Source organism: Hafnia sp., assembly GCF_036648275.1.
In the GTDB taxonomy this organism is placed as follows: Bacteria; Pseudomonadota; Gammaproteobacteria; order Enterobacterales; family Enterobacteriaceae; genus Hafnia; species Hafnia alvei.
The window spans coordinates 50,836-64,223 of the sequence record NZ_JAVXIQ010000013.1 but is presented as its reverse complement, the minus strand read 5'-3'; the positions used below and the strand labels follow the sequence as shown (position 1 = coordinate 64,223).

Below are 13,388 nucleotides of genomic sequence, written 5' to 3'. Positions count from 1 at the left end.
ATGGATAACAATACCCGCCAGCTGTTTGATCAGTACATCGCCCGGCAGGCACAGCTCAACGGCGTTTCCACCGCCGCTATTGCTGCAAAATTCGCTGTAGATCCGACACGTCAGCAGCGCCTTGAGCAGGCCGCACAGCAGGATGATTCTTTTCTGAGCAAGATTAACGTGTTTGGCGTTAACCAGCAGATCGGACAGAAAGTCCTGATCGGCAGCAAAGGCCCGATGGCTGGCGTAAACAACAGCGTCACCAGTCGCCGCAACCCCGGCTCAAGTCATTCCATGGAGCCGTTCGACTACATGTGCCGCAAGGTCAACTATGACTACGGCATCAGCTATGAACAGCTTGATGCGTGGTCGCATATGCCGGAGTTCCAGCCGCTGATCAGTAAGGCTATGGCTCGTCAGATGTCGCTTGACCGTATCATGATTGGCTTTAACGGTGTTAAGTACAGCGATCCGTCTGACCGCGCCACTAATCCGCTGTTGCAGGACTGTGGCATTGGCTGGCTGGAAAAAATCCGTAAAGAAGCGCCACACCGCGTCATTTCAGGCGTAACGATCACTTCGCGCGATGAGGATAACAAAGTCGTCGCGAAAGGCACTTACGGCAACATTGGCGCTGCGGTGTACGACGCTAAAAACAGCCTCATGGATGAGTGGCACAAGCGTAACCCGGATAACGTGGTGATTCTGGCGGGCGACCTGCTGACAAGCAGCAATTTCTCGGCCATCAACGCGTTAAGCCAGACCAACCCAAATACCGAAATGCTGGCCGGTCAGCTGATTGTTGCGCAGGAGCGTGTAGGAAATATGCCGACCTTTATCGCGCCTTACTTCCCAGTGAATGGCGTGTTGATCACACCGTTCAAAAACCTGTCGATTTACTACCAGCGTGGCGGTCTGCGCCGGACGATCAAAGAAGAGCCGGAATACAACCGTATCGCAACCTACCAGTCTTCAAACGATGATTTTGTCATTGAGGATTACGGCAATGTTGCGTTCATTGACGGCATTCAGTTCGCCCAAGCCGAATCGGCAGGCGAGTGACAGAAGCGGCGGGGCATTGCCCCGCCATGACGGGGAGAAGTGACGATGTTAACACCGGCACAACGACATTTTCAGAAGGTCATGGCAGAACGCCGGGGCCAGGCGGATGAAGAATCCGATATCCAGCGCACCGCGCATGAGCAAATTCTGCATCGCCTGCGTATGGACTTGTCCCGCCTCAGCGGCGTGCAGTCCGAAGAAACCAAAGCCGAAATGAAAAAATCCATGCTGCCTGAATACGAGGGATGGATTGAAGGCACGCTCGACGGCGACAGCGGACGACAGGATGAAGTTATTACCAGACTGATGGTCTGGGCGATTGACTGTCGTGATTATGCGCTTGTGATGAGATTGGGGCGCTATGTGGTGCGACACGGGCTGACGTTGCCGGATAACTTCAACCGCACAGCAGCCACCTTCCTGACCGAAGAAATAAGCAAACCACTGTTGACGCTCGCGGCCGCTGATGCTGACGCTGATTTATCGTCCGGTATCACCGTGCTTGACGAAGTGGCAGAAATTGTCGCTGACAGCGATATGCCGGATGTGGTGCGCGCCAAGTTGTGCAAGGCCCGTGCGCTTGCCCGCCGTGGCGCGACTGATATCACGACCAAAGCGGAGGCACTGGCGCTGTTCCGGGAGGCGCTGACGCGTAACCCTAATGCCGGGGTGAAAAAAGAGATAGCCACGCTTGCCCGCGAAGTTAAGAAGCTTTCTGCGGATGGCGGCGCAGGTGAAAACGAAGCGTCCAGCACCGACAAAATTGACAGTACTGCAGAGCCTGTTCCTGAAAAGACCACCACCGCCAGCGCAGCAGGTAAAGCGACGGCGCGTAAAACCACGACCAAGGCGGCAACAGGCAAAGCGACAAAACGCAAACCTGCCAGCCAGAAAAAGAATTAACGACTTCGGCCCCGTCCGACAGGCGGCGCGGGTGGATATCTGCCCGTTTACGGTCTTTTAACCACCCGCCCACCGCCTGATTTATGGGAGATAAGTGCATGAGCAGTCTTGTGGCAAATAAGCGCGTGTTGCCTGCCGACAGCGATACCCCCGATGTTGATGATGGCGATACCACCGTCAGCGCAGGGGACTTCTGGCCGGTGATTAAACTGGCAGATCTCCGTCTGGCCGCGCGTATCACTGGTGGTATCACCACGTCCAGACTGATGCACGTCACCACGGAAGCGGTAGCCCATGTTACCGCGCAGTTGCTGGACTGGCGCGCCGGTCAGCTCAAAGCAGGTTTTCACGCGCTGGAAGATGTGCCTTCAGCCCTGCCATCAGGTGAGATGGAAAAGCTGATGATCAACGGTGAAAACGTGAAGGTCTACCGCTTCCGGCGTGCGGTTTATTCGATTGCCAGGGCGCTGGTACTTGAAGGTTATCGCGACGTTGATACGACAGCGAAAGGCGACAAAGATGCCGCCGCACTTGACCTGCAACGGGATGACCTTTGGCGGGATGCTCGCTGGAGTATCGCCGACATTCGCGACACACCGCGACTCTATGCGGAGCTTTGCTGATGAAAGTGAGGGCGTTGCAGGGGGATACGGTGGATTTGCTTTGCTGGCGGCACTACGGCACCACGCAGGGCGTGACCGAAAAAGTATTATCTGCCAATCCCGGACTGAGCCAGCAGGTTTTTCTTGATGCTGGTCAAGAGATTGAACTGCCGGAAATCACGCGCAAAGCGACACAGGAGATGGTGCAGCTATGGGGTTAAGTTTTTTTCAGCGCCTGAATGACTGGCTGACATTCACTATGTCAGCAATGGTCACGAGTATCGGCGTAATGACACTGAGCGAAAAGATTGCGCTGGCTGGTCTTTTCGTCGGGATGGTTTTTGGTGCCCGTGGATGGCTCTATCGTGCCCGCATCGAACGGGGGCAGAAGCGTCGCAACGAACTGATTAACCAGATCCTTGAGCAGGCGGCGCACAGGCAAATGAGTGAGTCAGAGCGTCGGGCGCTTGACCTTCTGCAACAGAATGAGCCGGAAGATGAAACAACTTATTAAAAAGTGCTCCATCGCGGCCATTGTTGCGCTGGGTATCACATTGAGTCCAAGCGCACTGCGCACAACGCCTGAAGGTCAGCAAAAGATTGCTGGCTGGGAAGATTGCCGGAACACACCGTATTACTGCACGGCTGGCGTGCTAACGGTCGGAATAGGTTCGACAGGGCGCGTTGAGAAGCGGGAGTACAGCGACAGCGAGATTGCTGGCCGATGGATTAACGATATGCGGCACGCTGAAAACTGTATTAACCAGAATTTTGAAGGCGGTTATATGCCGCAGTCTGCCTTTGAGGCCATGACGGATGCAGGTCTAAATGTGGGGTGCACTGGCCTGATGTGGTTCACGGACAGCCAGAAGCGAAAACAACGCACGACCATCTGGAAAAAGGCGCAGGCGCATGAATGGCAGGCGATGTGTAACCGGCTGACGGACTTTGTAAACAGCGGCGGTAAACGCAGTCAGGGGCTGGTTAACCGGAGAACGGATTTTAAGGCGTGGTGCCTGCGTGACGTGGAAACTGAGAAATGAAGATTATAGCTATTTTATGCGTATTGCTGGCGCTGGCTTCTGGTGGCCTGCTTTGGCAGACACATCAGCGAGGTAAAGACGCCGTTCGCAATGAAGCGCTTTCCCGCGAGGTGAAGAGCAATGGTGAGGTGTTGGGTGAACTGCGTGCGCTGACAGCTGATGCCCGTGAAGTCCTTGCACAGTTGCGGGCAACCGAACAGCAAAGAAACACTCAGGGAGAAATGCGACGTGAAAATATGCGCGATGCCATCAAAGACGATACGTGTGCCAGTACTGTTGTGCCTGCTTCTGTCAGTAACAGCCTGCAACACCGTACCGCCGCAGCCACAAGTGAAAATCGTACACGAACCGGTACCGGAAAGCCTGACGGCAGCAACGCCAGCGCCGGAACTGTTCGCCCCCGTCACGTGGGGCGCAATAGCCATCTGGAGTGATCACCTGCGTGATGCGCTGGATACCTGCAATGCCGATAAGGCGGCGATAGCCGATCTCGATCTGCGCCGCCTAAAAAGACTGACTGACCACGCGAGGGCCACACAATGACTTTATTCGAATACCTGAGCGCTCATCCTTACTGGACGCTTATTTATTTATGGATCATTGCGGGCGTGATTGAACGTTTCGGGCGTTAAGAGGGTATCACCATGCTGAAAGTTGATTCACTACGCGAAACCCTGACCCGTGCAAACAAATGGTGCAGGGCTAACCCTGAAGCCTTCACCGTTTTTGTGGAAGAAGGGAGCATTGAGACGACCGGCGAAACACCGTCGTTTATGTACCGTTATACCCTAGTGCTGTTTGTGATGAGCTTTGCCGGTGATATTGATGATTTCACATTACCGTTAATGGCATGGCTCTGGCACAACCAGCCCGATCTGCTGCTGAACCCCGAGAAGAACCGAGACATTAAATTTACGACCCTTATCAACAACGATGATACCGCCGACATTCTTTTTGAAATGCCGCTGCGCGAGCGCGTGAAGGTTTCTCTGGATGAAAACGGTATCCCCCGCGCGGAACATTTGCCGGAACCTAAATCGCGCATTCCGTCAGCAGACGGCGACTGGAGCGCGATCTTTGAGGATGTGACGTGGGAGGCTGACGCGCATGAGTAACGATCTCTTCCGTGAACTGGATCAGGTTTTCAGCGACATACTGGCGGGCACCTCGCAGGCCGGACGTGTTCGCACCGCCCGCGCGGTTGGCCAGACACTGCGAAAGAGCCAGCAACAGCGCATCAAAGCGCAGCAAAATCCTGAAGGCTCGCCATATCCTGCCCGTCGTCGCCGGGTGCTACGTTCTCAGCAAGGTATTGTGTTTGTCTGGCAGGGGGAGATCCGTCGCCTCAAAAACTGGCACGGTGGCCGGGGAAAATACGGGCGCACCATTACCGGCTTTGACGAAGAGCGCAACGATATTCGCACGTTTTACCGCAACGATATTGAACGTTACATCGAGATCAATACGCGTTCAGTGCGCCGCAGCACCACAAAGAAAGTGCCAATGTTTCAGCGGTTGCGTGGCTATCGCTTTCTCAAAATGCGCGCTGATGCGGGCGGTACCTCCGTGGGTTATGACGGCGTGGCGGCGCGCATTGCGCGTGTGCACCAGTACGGCCAGCGCGATCAGGTCGGGCCGAGTGCATTTGCTAAATATCCGGTGCGTGAGCTGTTGGGATTTACCGCTGCCGATGAGCGGATGATTACGGAACAGGTGGTTAACAGCCTAGGGAGTGCCGCACGATGAGCGCTGAATTGATCCGCCTACTGGAAAATATCCTGCGCGTCGGTGTCGTTATTGCTGTTGATGAAGAGAGCTGGCGCGTGCGCGTGCAAAGCGGCGAGCTTCAGACCGACTGGCTGCGCTGGAACACCACGCGCGCCGGGGCATTCAGTATCTGGGTGCCGCCTTCCGTGGGTGAGCAGGTCTGGCTGGGCTGTATCGGTGGCAACCCTGAAACGGCGGTCATTATCGGCAGTCTCTACAGCAGTGACCACCCTGCGCCGGGCAGCAGCCTGAAAGAGATTGTGCTGACAGCGCCAGACGGTGCCTCTTTCCGCTATGACGCAGAAGCCAGTGCGCTGGAAGCGCAGGGCATGAAGACAGCACATATCAAAGCCTCTGCCAGCGTCACGCTTGAAACACCGATTGTGGAATGCACCAACCATCTGAAAGCGCGGACGTTCGAACTGTCGGAGGGGGGCACGATGAAGGGCAATGTTACCCATTCTGGCGGATCGCTTTCGTCTAACGGGGTGACGGTTCATTCGCACGTGCATGGTGGTGTGCAGGGTGGCAGCAGCAACACCGGAGGGCCGAAATGACAGTCCGCTATACCGGGATGAACCCGGACGGCGCGGGTCAGCTTACCGATACCGATCAGCTGTGGAATTCAGTACGCGACATACTGACCACGCCGCTGGCAAGCCGGGTTATGCGGAGGGACTACGGCAGCATGATCCCCGATCTGCTGGATGAACCACAGAACGAAGTAACGCGCCTGCAATGTATGAGTGCGGCAGTGATCGCCCTGACGATGTGGGAGCCGCGTATTGCCCTGAACGGCATCAATATCAGTTATTCAAAGGATGGCGCTGTTACCGCTGAACTGGTCGGCATTATCACTGAAACCATGCAGACGGCAGGCAGTGCGCTGACGCTAAGGAGTGGCAGCAATGGCAACAGTTGATTTATCGCAGCTACCGCAGCCGCAAATTATCGAAGTGCTGGATTTTGAAGTCATTCTCAGCGAGGTCAAAGCCGTCATGCTTGCGGCATTCCCGCAGGAACAGCAGGCATCCGTTGCCGCCGCGCTGGAGCTGGAGTCCGAACCGCTGAACGTGATCGCTCAGGTGGTTGCTTACCGTGAAATGATGCTCAGACAGCGGATTAATGACGGTGCGGCGGCGTGTATGTTGAGCCATGCTGTATCGTCCGATCTTGATAATCTCGCGGGCAACCTGAACACCGAACGCCTGATCATCACCCCGGAGACGGCAACTACTGACGCGGTAACGGAAAGTGATACCGCACTGCGTTTGCGGGCGCAGGCTGCGTTTGAAGGGCTAAGCGTGGCGGGGCCAACTGGCGCATATGAATATTTTGCTAAAAGTGCCAGCGGCAAAGTGGCGGACGCCAAAGCGATCAGCCCGTCGCCTGCCGTGGTGGTGGTCTCTGTGCTGTCCACCGAAGGCGACGGCGCTGCCAGTGCGGAATTGCTGGCGACGGTGGATAAAGCGCTGTCTGCTGACGATAAGCGCCCCGTTGCCGATCGTCTGACCGTTCAGGCAGCGGAGATAGTGAATTATCAGATCAATGCGCTGCTGTATTTCTACCCCGGCCCGGAGTCTGAACCAATCCATACCGCCGCGCAGGACGCGCTTCAGTCCTGGCTGAATCAGCAGGGCAAGATTGGCCGTGACGTTGCCCGTTCAGCCATTATGGCGGCGCTGCATGTTCAGGGCGTGCAAAGGGTGGAGCTGCTGGAGCCTGCCAGCGATATTGTGATCGCTGATACTCAGGCCGCGCGGTGTGAGTCCTTCACGATTGAGACCGGGGGCACCGATGAATAACAACATGCTGCCGCCTTCGGTCAGCGGTTTTATGCGCAGTACGGAGAAGGTGACGGAACGGCTGACCGATATTCCTGTTGACCTGCGCAAGCTGTGGAACCCGGACGAATGCCCCGCTGATCTTCTGCCTTATCTCGCCTGGGCGTTGTCAGTTGACCGTTGGGATAAGAACTGGTCAGAACAGACCAAGCGGCAGGTGATTAAAGCCTCCTGGCTGGTTCACCGTCAGAAAGGGACTATTTCCGCTCTGCGCCGCGTGGTTGAACCGTTCGGCTTTCTGTTGCGCGTGATCGAGTGGTGGCAGAGCGGCGAAGAGCCGGGAACCTTCAAGCTTGAAATCGGCATACAGGAGCAAGGGATTACGGAGGAAACCTATCTTGAGCTTGAGCGCCTTATTGACGATGCAAAGCCGAGAAGTCGCCACCTGACTGGTCTGTCCCTTTCGCTTCAGTCGCAGGGCTATATCGAAGTCGGGGCCGGGTGTTATATCGGCGATACGCTGACCGTTTATCCTTATTTTCCTGAAACCATATCCGTGGGCGGTGGTGACTACACCGGCGCGGCAGTCCATTTAATTGATACCGTGGAGATCGCAAGTGGCGACTAAATATTTTGCCCTGTTAACCAATATCGGGGCGGCAAAACTGGCAAATGCCACGGCATTGGGTGCAAAGGTTGAAATCACCCAGATGGCCGTGGGCGATGGCAATGGCGCGCTGCCGACGCCGAACCCAGCACAAACCGCGCTGACGCATGAGCTGCGCCGTGCACAACTTAACATGCTGACCATCGACCCGGTAAACACCAACCAGATTATTGCGGAACAGGTTATACCGGAAGATGTGGGCGGATGGTGGATCCGTGAAATCGGTCTTTTTGATAAAGATGGCGATATGATTGCTATCGCTAACTGCGCAGAGACCTATAAACCGCTGTTACAGGAAGGTAGCGGGCGCGTGCAGGTTATTCGCGTGATCCTTATTGTCAGCAGTACCGAAGCGGTAACGCTGAAGATTGACCCCGCTGTTGTGCTGGCAACTCGCCAGTATGTTGACAGTAAAGTTATTGAGGTCAGGAGTTATGTTGACGAGCAGTTGCGAGCACATGAGCAGTCACGTAACCATCCGGACGCATCCACGACAGAGAAGGGTTTTGTACAGCTAAGCACTAGCGTAACGAGTGATAGCGAGTCGCAGGCGTCAACGTTAAAAGCCGTAAAAATCGCGATGGATAATGCGAATACGAGGCTGGCGAAGGAGCGCAACCTGGCGGACCTGCCAAACTCGGCACTTGCTCGCCAGAACTTAGGGCTAGGTGGAAGCGCGACCTGCAATGTGGGTACGTCGCAAAATACCGTTGCAGCCGGGGATGATTCACGCATTACCGGGTCTATGCAAAAAAACCAGAATGGTGCTGATATTTCTGATGTTGCGCTTTTTGTTAAAAATTTAGGTCTGGGAAGATTTGATCAGGACTCCAGCGAAACCCGAATCTGGTCACCAGACCGGAAATCATATGTGTTTGTGCAGAATGGTGGTTGGGGAGCGTACTCCATAAACCCTCCTGCTGGAAATATTGCACTGCAATTATCATCCGGTGGGACAGGTGCTAGAGATGCTTCAGAGGCGCGAACTAATCTTGGGCTTGGTAGTTCAGCAACGCGCAATGTTGGAACGTCTGCTAATACTGTTGCGGAGGGTAATGACAGTCGTATCGTTAATGCAGTTCAGCATGGCGAATTTACGTCCGGGGCTGGCTGGGTGAAATTTCCAGACGGAACAATTATCCAGCGTGGTATCTCTATATCTGGCTCTCAAGGTTATCCAACGACGATCATTCTTCCTATCCCTTTTACGCAAACAAATTTTACTGTTGTTGCTGCTTTTGATTCGGCAATAAACGCCGCTAATGATTGTCCGGCGTTTGCTGCAACCCCGGTAGGAACAACGGCGTTTTATTTGATGAGTTCCCGTGTGGGGTCAGGCACCGGCGCTGGGGCAAACTGGATAGCAATAGGAAAGTAAAATGAAATACATTTACGATGCTAAAACTAACGCATTTTATCCGATCACAATGAAAGACGCTTATGTAGCGGCTGAGGTGTGGCCTGAATATGGCGTAGAGGTTGATGAAGATACTTTTGCAGAATTTCAGGTCCCGCCAACGGGTAAAATGCGGGTTGCGGGGAAGGATGGTTATCCGGAGTGGACTGATATTCCTCCACCGACCCATAAAGAGCAGGTGGCGGCAGCAAATGCAGAAAAGCAGTTATTAATTGATCAAGCCAATGAATATATGAACAGCAAGCAATGGCCCGGAAAAGCGTCGATGGGACGTCTGAAAGATTCAGAGAAAGCACAATATAACGACTGGCTGGATTATCTGGATGCGCTGGATGCGGTTAATATCTCGACTGCGCCAGATATTAACTGGCCTGATAAGCCGGAATAAATATGTATTCTATCAGCACCGCCAGTTTTAACCGTGCTGGCTATGTGCATCGAGTACGGTCATTTTTAACGGTGCTGCAGCATGGTCAGTTATGGCGGTGTGTGCCGGAAGATGAAGCGGGCAAATGCCCGCTTTAGTTTTTATATGGATGCTGTCAGAACAAACCCGACAGCGTATTACTGGCAGAGTTATAGGCGGATGTGGCTTTATCCTTCAGCCCGGAAAGCAGATCGCCAACAGACGACGCTTGCAGACGTTCGCGTAGATCCTCATCACAACGCTGGAAGCTTATCGAAAACTCTATCTTTTTCGCCTTCCCGTAGCGGTCAAACTCCGTATGCGTGGCCTGTAGCCCGGTCAGTACATACATCCCGTAAATCTGCCCCGCTCCGCTGATTAAAGGCCACGGACGCCCAGTGTATGCCTGCGTTGCAAGGACGGTAAGAGACACGTCTCCGCCCGTAATTTCAGGGTAAAGCACGCCATCGAGGTTAATCTGCGTCTCCCCCGCGCCGATGTACTGCCATTTTGCCGATCGGTTGATGCGGTCATTCTTCACATGACGCCAGTTCAGCGAGTGGCGTAACTGCTGGTAAGGCAGTGTCTTCAGTTCAAAAACGAACATCCCGTATATCATCATCATAATATTGCCTCCCCTTAATCTCTGTCTTTAAAGCTGCCGCGATTGAGCCGCGCAAGGCGGGCCATTTCGGCATTTACTGCGTCAGCGGCAATCCGGCCAATTTCGCGCGCGTCCTGTCGGTCAACGCCGTGCAGGTGAACGTGGATTTCTCCCGTAAAGCCGCCAGTGGAAACCGGTATATTGCTGGCGCTGCGGCTGACTGGCGGGAGTTCCACCTGCTTGACGGGAAGTGATGCCGCCACTACTGCGGGGCGTGCGCTTAGCCCGTTGTTCCTGACCGTGCTGGCCAGCTGTGATTCCTTCCATTCCCCACGAACGGCCAGCGCACGCGGCAGGTTTTTAAATACAATATCGCCGGGGCCAATCTTCTTCGTGTTGTCGGCTGTCGCTTTGGTGTTGCTGTCGATATTCTGCAACCGGCGCATAGTGCCATTATCGCCGGTCAGCGGTGATGTGGGTTGTGGTGTTCCGGGGGGAGTGTTTTTCACCTCAGCTTTTTTCGGCGCAACCTTGGCGATATCTCCCTGCAGGAGGGCGACTTTGTCCTGAAGAACGGCCATGCGCTGTGCGTCTTCGATCTTCTTCCTGGCTTTTTCGGCCTCATCTGGCAGAACACCGAGTTTTTCAAGGATCCAAGCTAATGTATCCAGCAGCATTTTTGCGGGAGCCAGGACAAGCTGGAGCGCACCGCCTAGGACATTACCGAACACCTCACCGGCGCTGGCGCATTTATCCAGCGTTTCTTTGCTGGATTCCATTGGGGAAAGTAGAGATTTGAACCAGTTAAAGACCTGGCTAACAGCGCTGCTTATCGCATCAAAGATAGGGCTGAACTGCGCGAAGGTCTCACGTAACGGGGCCAGTCTTTCCATGATGCCGGTAAATACACCCGCAAAAAATGCTTTAAGAGGCTCCCAATAACGCCAGATAAGAACCCCGGCAGCGATAAACGCCGCCGCTATCAGGCCAATCGGACTCAACAGCAGTGACAGCGCAGTACCCAGCACAGAGACAGCAGTTGTGATAATGCTCCATATGGTCGTAAAACCCGTGAGGCGAAGAGCAAGCATTCCGATGTTTTTAGCCAGCATTCCCAGCGCGGCACCGGGGGCAAGAAATACCCCCATAAGTGCGCCACGCATAGCGGGTATGATGGTTGAAACTCCCCGTATTTTCCCTGCTAACGAGCCGAGAACAGGCCCCCATCCGCGCACGCTTGCCATTGCTGGGCCGGAAGCCGTGCCGAGAGTTCGCAGAGCGGCAATCGTTCCGGTTATGCCCCTGCCACCTGTCAGCAGGGTAAAACCTAACTGGAGCTTAGCCAGCGGCCCCATCAGGAGACCGATCGCTAGCGATGTGCCGCCAATGGCGGCGGTCAGTGCTAGAATGCTACCGCCGACAACCAGCAGGGATTGGGCGAGTTTCGGATTCTCTTTCGCCCACTGCGTCATATTTCCCACAACGTCACTCAGTCCCTGAGTCAGGCCGCGAAGCTGATTGTTGACGAGATCGTTAATCTGGATACGGAAGCCTTCCCAGGCACTGTCCAGATTTTTGAGATCGCCATCAAGGTTATCCGCCATTATTTTTGCGGCTTTCTGTGCTTCACCTTTGGCGTTTTTCAGTTCACCCAGCAGCTTCTGAAGTTCGCCGCTCCCGGCCGATATAACCAGAGCTTGGAATGACTTTGACGCCTCTTCACCGGCAATATCTTTGAAGAATGAGAGCTTATCGGTATCCCCGTACTTGCTGATCTTTTTATAGAGATCGGTTAGAACCACTTCAGCAGGGCGCATTTTCCCCGTTGCGTCAGCGACCTGTACGCCCAATTCTTTAAGGGCATCTTTCGCCCTGCCGGTTGGCGCGGCAAGGCGTGAAAATGTAGCCTGTAAACCTGTACCGGCTATGCTCCCGCGCAGACCCACGTTCGCCATCACGCCGATCATGGCCGTGGTCTGTTCGACGCTGACGCCAAGACTGGAAAGACCTGTCCCGGCGTACTTCATCGCCTCACCGATATTTTGCAGATCGGTGTTGGTACGGGTGAACGCGCCGGTTAATACGTCACTGACGCGATCCATTTCTTTGGGATCGAGGCGGAACTGAGACAGGATATTTGAGCTGATATCGGCGCTTTCGCCTAAATCCATACCACCGGCCAGCGCCATATTGAGCACGCCGGGGAGTGCGGCCTGAATGGCCTGCGGAGTGAAACCGGCCATAGCGAGAAATGCCTGCCCGCTGGCAGCGTCAGTCGTAGTGAACTGTGTTTCTGCGCCCAGCTTTTTGGCCTGATCACGAAGCGCGGAAAAGTCTACTGAGCTTTTATCTATGCGGGTCAGCGCCTGCACGCGGGACATTTCCCGATCAAACCCAACGGCGGGGGATAAAAAGCGACCAGCTACGTAACCGGCAGCAGTGGCCCCGGCAACGGCCATCGTGCCACCTCCGCGAAGTTTGCCCGCCGTTTGCTGCATCTGGTCGTAGCGCGCACGTGCCTGTGTGACAGCGGCAAGCTGTCTCCGCTGCCGCTCTAACGTCTGGTTGTACTGTTCAGTTCGACGTATGGCGCTCTGAATGGTGCGATCGCTGCCGACCAGCGAAACGCCGTGGCCGCGTAGTGCTTGTGAGGCTGCGCGCAGCTTCACCATTTCCTGCGTGCGTGCAGAGTTCAGGCGCTCCAGCTTTGCGGCCAACGCTGCCATATGTGCTTTTTGTTTGTCTGTAAGCAGTGTACCTTCCCGCTGCGCCTGATTCAGCCCTTCAAGCGTCCGGCTGGCGTCGTCAATTTTGCGGGAGGTCTTTTGTACGCTGTCGCGCAGGCGGTTGAACGTGCGGGACTGACTGTCCAGATCTTTAATGCTGGACTGCGTTTTTTTGAGAGATTCTGACAAACCGCCCGCACTCTGGCGGGCGGCATTGACCGGGCGGGTAAGTTTATCGATCGCGCTGAACGCGACGCGGATATTAAGGCTTTTCACTGTCACTGGCTCCACTTCGGACAGCCGCCCGCTCACGCCAGGCTATGACTTCGCCCAGTTCCATCGTGAAGACTTCAGAGGGCGGCCAGTTGAAAACAACCGCGATATCAGCGACCAGATCGTCGATCAGGTCGAACCGCAGG

19 protein-coding genes are annotated in these 13,388 nt (G+C 54.9%); 16 read left to right on the top strand and 3 right to left on the bottom strand.

Going from position 1 to position 13,388, the window contains the following annotated elements; genetic code table 11:
* The 16 genes from RSC70_RS13060 (at window position 1) to RSC70_RS12990 (ending at window position 9,621) form a co-directional block, all read left to right on the top strand.
* On the top strand, window positions 1-1,050 hold the full coding sequence (locus RSC70_RS13060) for a phage major capsid protein, P2 family (RefSeq protein WP_332542679.1): 1,050 nt from the start codon (window positions 1-3) through the stop codon (window positions 1,048-1,050).
* 45 nt (window positions 1,051-1,095) lie between these two features.
* Window positions 1,096-1,953 (top strand): phage terminase small subunit, encoded by an 858-nt coding sequence (gene gpM / locus RSC70_RS13055; protein ID WP_332542678.1) that lies wholly within the window; start codon window positions 1,096-1,098, stop codon window positions 1,951-1,953.
* 98 nt (window positions 1,954-2,051) lie between these two features.
* Window positions 2,052-2,576: a head completion/stabilization protein gene (locus RSC70_RS13050; protein ID WP_332542677.1), complete on the top strand. Its 525-nt coding sequence runs from the start codon at window positions 2,052-2,054 to the stop codon at window positions 2,574-2,576.
* Complete coding sequence (locus RSC70_RS13045) at window positions 2,576-2,776, top strand: tail protein X (protein ID WP_278399443.1); 201 nt, start codon at window positions 2,576-2,578, stop codon at window positions 2,774-2,776. The genes RSC70_RS13050 and RSC70_RS13045 overlap by 1 nt, the downstream gene beginning before the upstream one ends.
* Window positions 2,767-3,069 (top strand): phage tail protein, encoded by a 303-nt coding sequence (locus tag RSC70_RS13040; RefSeq protein ID WP_278399442.1) that lies wholly within the window; start codon window positions 2,767-2,769, stop codon window positions 3,067-3,069. The genes RSC70_RS13045 and RSC70_RS13040 overlap by 10 nt, the downstream gene beginning before the upstream one ends.
* Entirely contained in the window at window positions 3,053-3,598 is a 546-nt protein-coding gene (locus tag RSC70_RS13035; protein ID WP_332542674.1) for a lysozyme, read from the top strand. Before RSC70_RS13040 ends, RSC70_RS13035 begins: the two co-directional genes overlap by 17 nt.
* Window positions 3,595-4,032, top strand: a complete 438-nt coding sequence (locus RSC70_RS13030) for a DUF2570 domain-containing protein (protein WP_332542673.1) — start codon at window positions 3,595-3,597, stop codon at window positions 4,030-4,032. The genes RSC70_RS13035 and RSC70_RS13030 overlap by 4 nt, the downstream gene beginning before the upstream one ends.
* Window positions 3,929-4,141 carry an Rz1-like lysis system protein LysC gene (gene lysC / locus RSC70_RS21055; RefSeq protein ID WP_442904296.1) on the top strand — a complete coding sequence of 71 codons (213 nt, stop codon included), beginning with the start codon at window positions 3,929-3,931 and terminating at the stop codon, window positions 4,139-4,141. The genes RSC70_RS13030 and lysC overlap by 104 nt, the downstream gene beginning before the upstream one ends.
* A 101-nt stretch (window positions 4,142-4,242) precedes the next feature.
* Window positions 4,243-4,713 (top strand): phage tail protein, encoded by a 471-nt coding sequence (locus RSC70_RS13025; RefSeq protein ID WP_332542672.1) that lies wholly within the window; start codon window positions 4,243-4,245, stop codon window positions 4,711-4,713.
* On the top strand, window positions 4,706-5,344 hold the full coding sequence (locus RSC70_RS13020) for a phage virion morphogenesis protein (RefSeq protein WP_332542671.1): 639 nt from the start codon (window positions 4,706-4,708) through the stop codon (window positions 5,342-5,344). The genes RSC70_RS13025 and RSC70_RS13020 overlap by 8 nt, the downstream gene beginning before the upstream one ends.
* Entirely contained in the window at window positions 5,341-5,922 is a 582-nt protein-coding gene (locus tag RSC70_RS13015; protein ID WP_137273396.1) for a phage baseplate assembly protein V, read from the top strand. The genes RSC70_RS13020 and RSC70_RS13015 overlap by 4 nt, the downstream gene beginning before the upstream one ends.
* Entirely contained in the window at window positions 5,919-6,287 is a 369-nt protein-coding gene (locus RSC70_RS13010) for a GPW/gp25 family protein (protein WP_332542669.1), read from the top strand. Before RSC70_RS13015 ends, RSC70_RS13010 begins: the two co-directional genes overlap by 4 nt.
* Window positions 6,274-7,170, top strand: a complete 897-nt coding sequence (locus RSC70_RS13005) for a baseplate assembly protein (protein WP_332542668.1) — start codon at window positions 6,274-6,276, stop codon at window positions 7,168-7,170. Before RSC70_RS13010 ends, RSC70_RS13005 begins: the two co-directional genes overlap by 14 nt.
* Window positions 7,163-7,777 carry a phage tail protein I gene (locus RSC70_RS13000; protein ID WP_332542666.1) on the top strand — a complete coding sequence of 205 codons (615 nt, stop codon included), beginning with the start codon at window positions 7,163-7,165 and terminating at the stop codon, window positions 7,775-7,777. Before RSC70_RS13005 ends, RSC70_RS13000 begins: the two co-directional genes overlap by 8 nt.
* The gene (locus RSC70_RS12995; protein ID WP_332542665.1) at window positions 7,767-9,194 is read left to right on the top strand and encodes a phage tail protein; all 1,428 of its coding nucleotides are present in this window, start codon (window positions 7,767-7,769) and stop codon (window positions 9,192-9,194) included. Before RSC70_RS13000 ends, RSC70_RS12995 begins: the two co-directional genes overlap by 11 nt.
* Before the next feature lies 1 nt (window position 9,195).
* Window positions 9,196-9,621 carry a tail fiber assembly protein gene (locus tag RSC70_RS12990; RefSeq protein ID WP_332542664.1) on the top strand — a complete coding sequence of 142 codons (426 nt, stop codon included), beginning with the start codon at window positions 9,196-9,198 and terminating at the stop codon, window positions 9,619-9,621.
* A 154-nt stretch (window positions 9,622-9,775) separates the two neighbouring features.
* On the opposite strand, the gene RSC70_RS12985 is transcribed toward RSC70_RS12990, so the two are convergent.
* Genes RSC70_RS12985 through RSC70_RS12975 form a run of 3 tightly spaced genes read right to left on the bottom strand, consistent with a single transcriptional unit; the run spans window position 9,776 to window position 13,387 of the window.
* Window positions 9,776-10,264: a phage tail protein gene (locus tag RSC70_RS12985; RefSeq protein ID WP_006117901.1), complete on the bottom strand. Its 489-nt coding sequence runs from the start codon at window positions 10,262-10,264 to the stop codon at window positions 9,776-9,778.
* Window positions 10,265-10,278: 14 nt separating this feature from the next.
* Window positions 10,279-13,245 carry a phage tail tape measure protein gene (locus RSC70_RS12980; protein WP_332542662.1) on the bottom strand — a complete coding sequence of 989 codons (2,967 nt, stop codon included), beginning with the start codon at window positions 13,243-13,245 and terminating at the stop codon, window positions 10,279-10,281.
* Window positions 13,232-13,387, bottom strand: a complete 156-nt coding sequence (locus RSC70_RS12975; protein ID WP_032424037.1) for a GpE family phage tail protein — start codon at window positions 13,385-13,387, stop codon at window positions 13,232-13,234. The genes RSC70_RS12980 and RSC70_RS12975 overlap by 14 nt, the downstream gene beginning before the upstream one ends.
* Between the last annotated feature and the right edge of the window lies 1 nt (window position 13,388).

Bases quoted from the DNA above. Each gene is read 5' to 3' on its own strand.
- RSC70_RS13060 (WP_332542679.1), top strand. From the start codon at position 1: ATGGATAACAATACCCGCCAGCTGTTTGATCAGTACATCGCCCGGCAG.
- gpM (WP_332542678.1), top strand. From the start codon at position 1,096: ATGTTAACACCGGCACAACGACATTTTCAGAAGGTCATGGCAGAACGC.
- RSC70_RS13050 (WP_332542677.1), top strand. From the start codon at position 2,052: ATGAGCAGTCTTGTGGCAAATAAGCGCGTGTTGCCTGCCGACAGCGAT.
- RSC70_RS13045 (WP_278399443.1), top strand. From the start codon at position 2,576: ATGAAAGTGAGGGCGTTGCAGGGGGATACGGTGGATTTGCTTTGCTGG.
- RSC70_RS13040 (WP_278399442.1), top strand. From the start codon at position 2,767: ATGGGGTTAAGTTTTTTTCAGCGCCTGAATGACTGGCTGACATTCACT.
- RSC70_RS13035 (WP_332542674.1), top strand. From the start codon at position 3,053: ATGAAACAACTTATTAAAAAGTGCTCCATCGCGGCCATTGTTGCGCTG.
- RSC70_RS13030 (WP_332542673.1), top strand. From the start codon at position 3,595: ATGAAGATTATAGCTATTTTATGCGTATTGCTGGCGCTGGCTTCTGGT.
- RSC70_RS13025 (WP_332542672.1), top strand. From the start codon at position 4,243: ATGCTGAAAGTTGATTCACTACGCGAAACCCTGACCCGTGCAAACAAA.
- RSC70_RS13020 (WP_332542671.1), top strand. From the start codon at position 4,706: ATGAGTAACGATCTCTTCCGTGAACTGGATCAGGTTTTCAGCGACATA.
- RSC70_RS13015 (WP_137273396.1), top strand. From the start codon at position 5,341: ATGAGCGCTGAATTGATCCGCCTACTGGAAAATATCCTGCGCGTCGGT.
- RSC70_RS13010 (WP_332542669.1), top strand. From the start codon at position 5,919: ATGACAGTCCGCTATACCGGGATGAACCCGGACGGCGCGGGTCAGCTT.
- RSC70_RS13005 (WP_332542668.1), top strand. From the start codon at position 6,274: ATGGCAACAGTTGATTTATCGCAGCTACCGCAGCCGCAAATTATCGAA.
- RSC70_RS13000 (WP_332542666.1), top strand. From the start codon at position 7,163: ATGAATAACAACATGCTGCCGCCTTCGGTCAGCGGTTTTATGCGCAGT.
- RSC70_RS12990 (WP_332542664.1), top strand. From the start codon at position 9,196: ATGAAATACATTTACGATGCTAAAACTAACGCATTTTATCCGATCACA.
- RSC70_RS12985 (WP_006117901.1), bottom strand. From the start codon at position 10,264: ATGATGATGATATACGGGATGTTCGTTTTTGAACTGAAGACACTGCCT.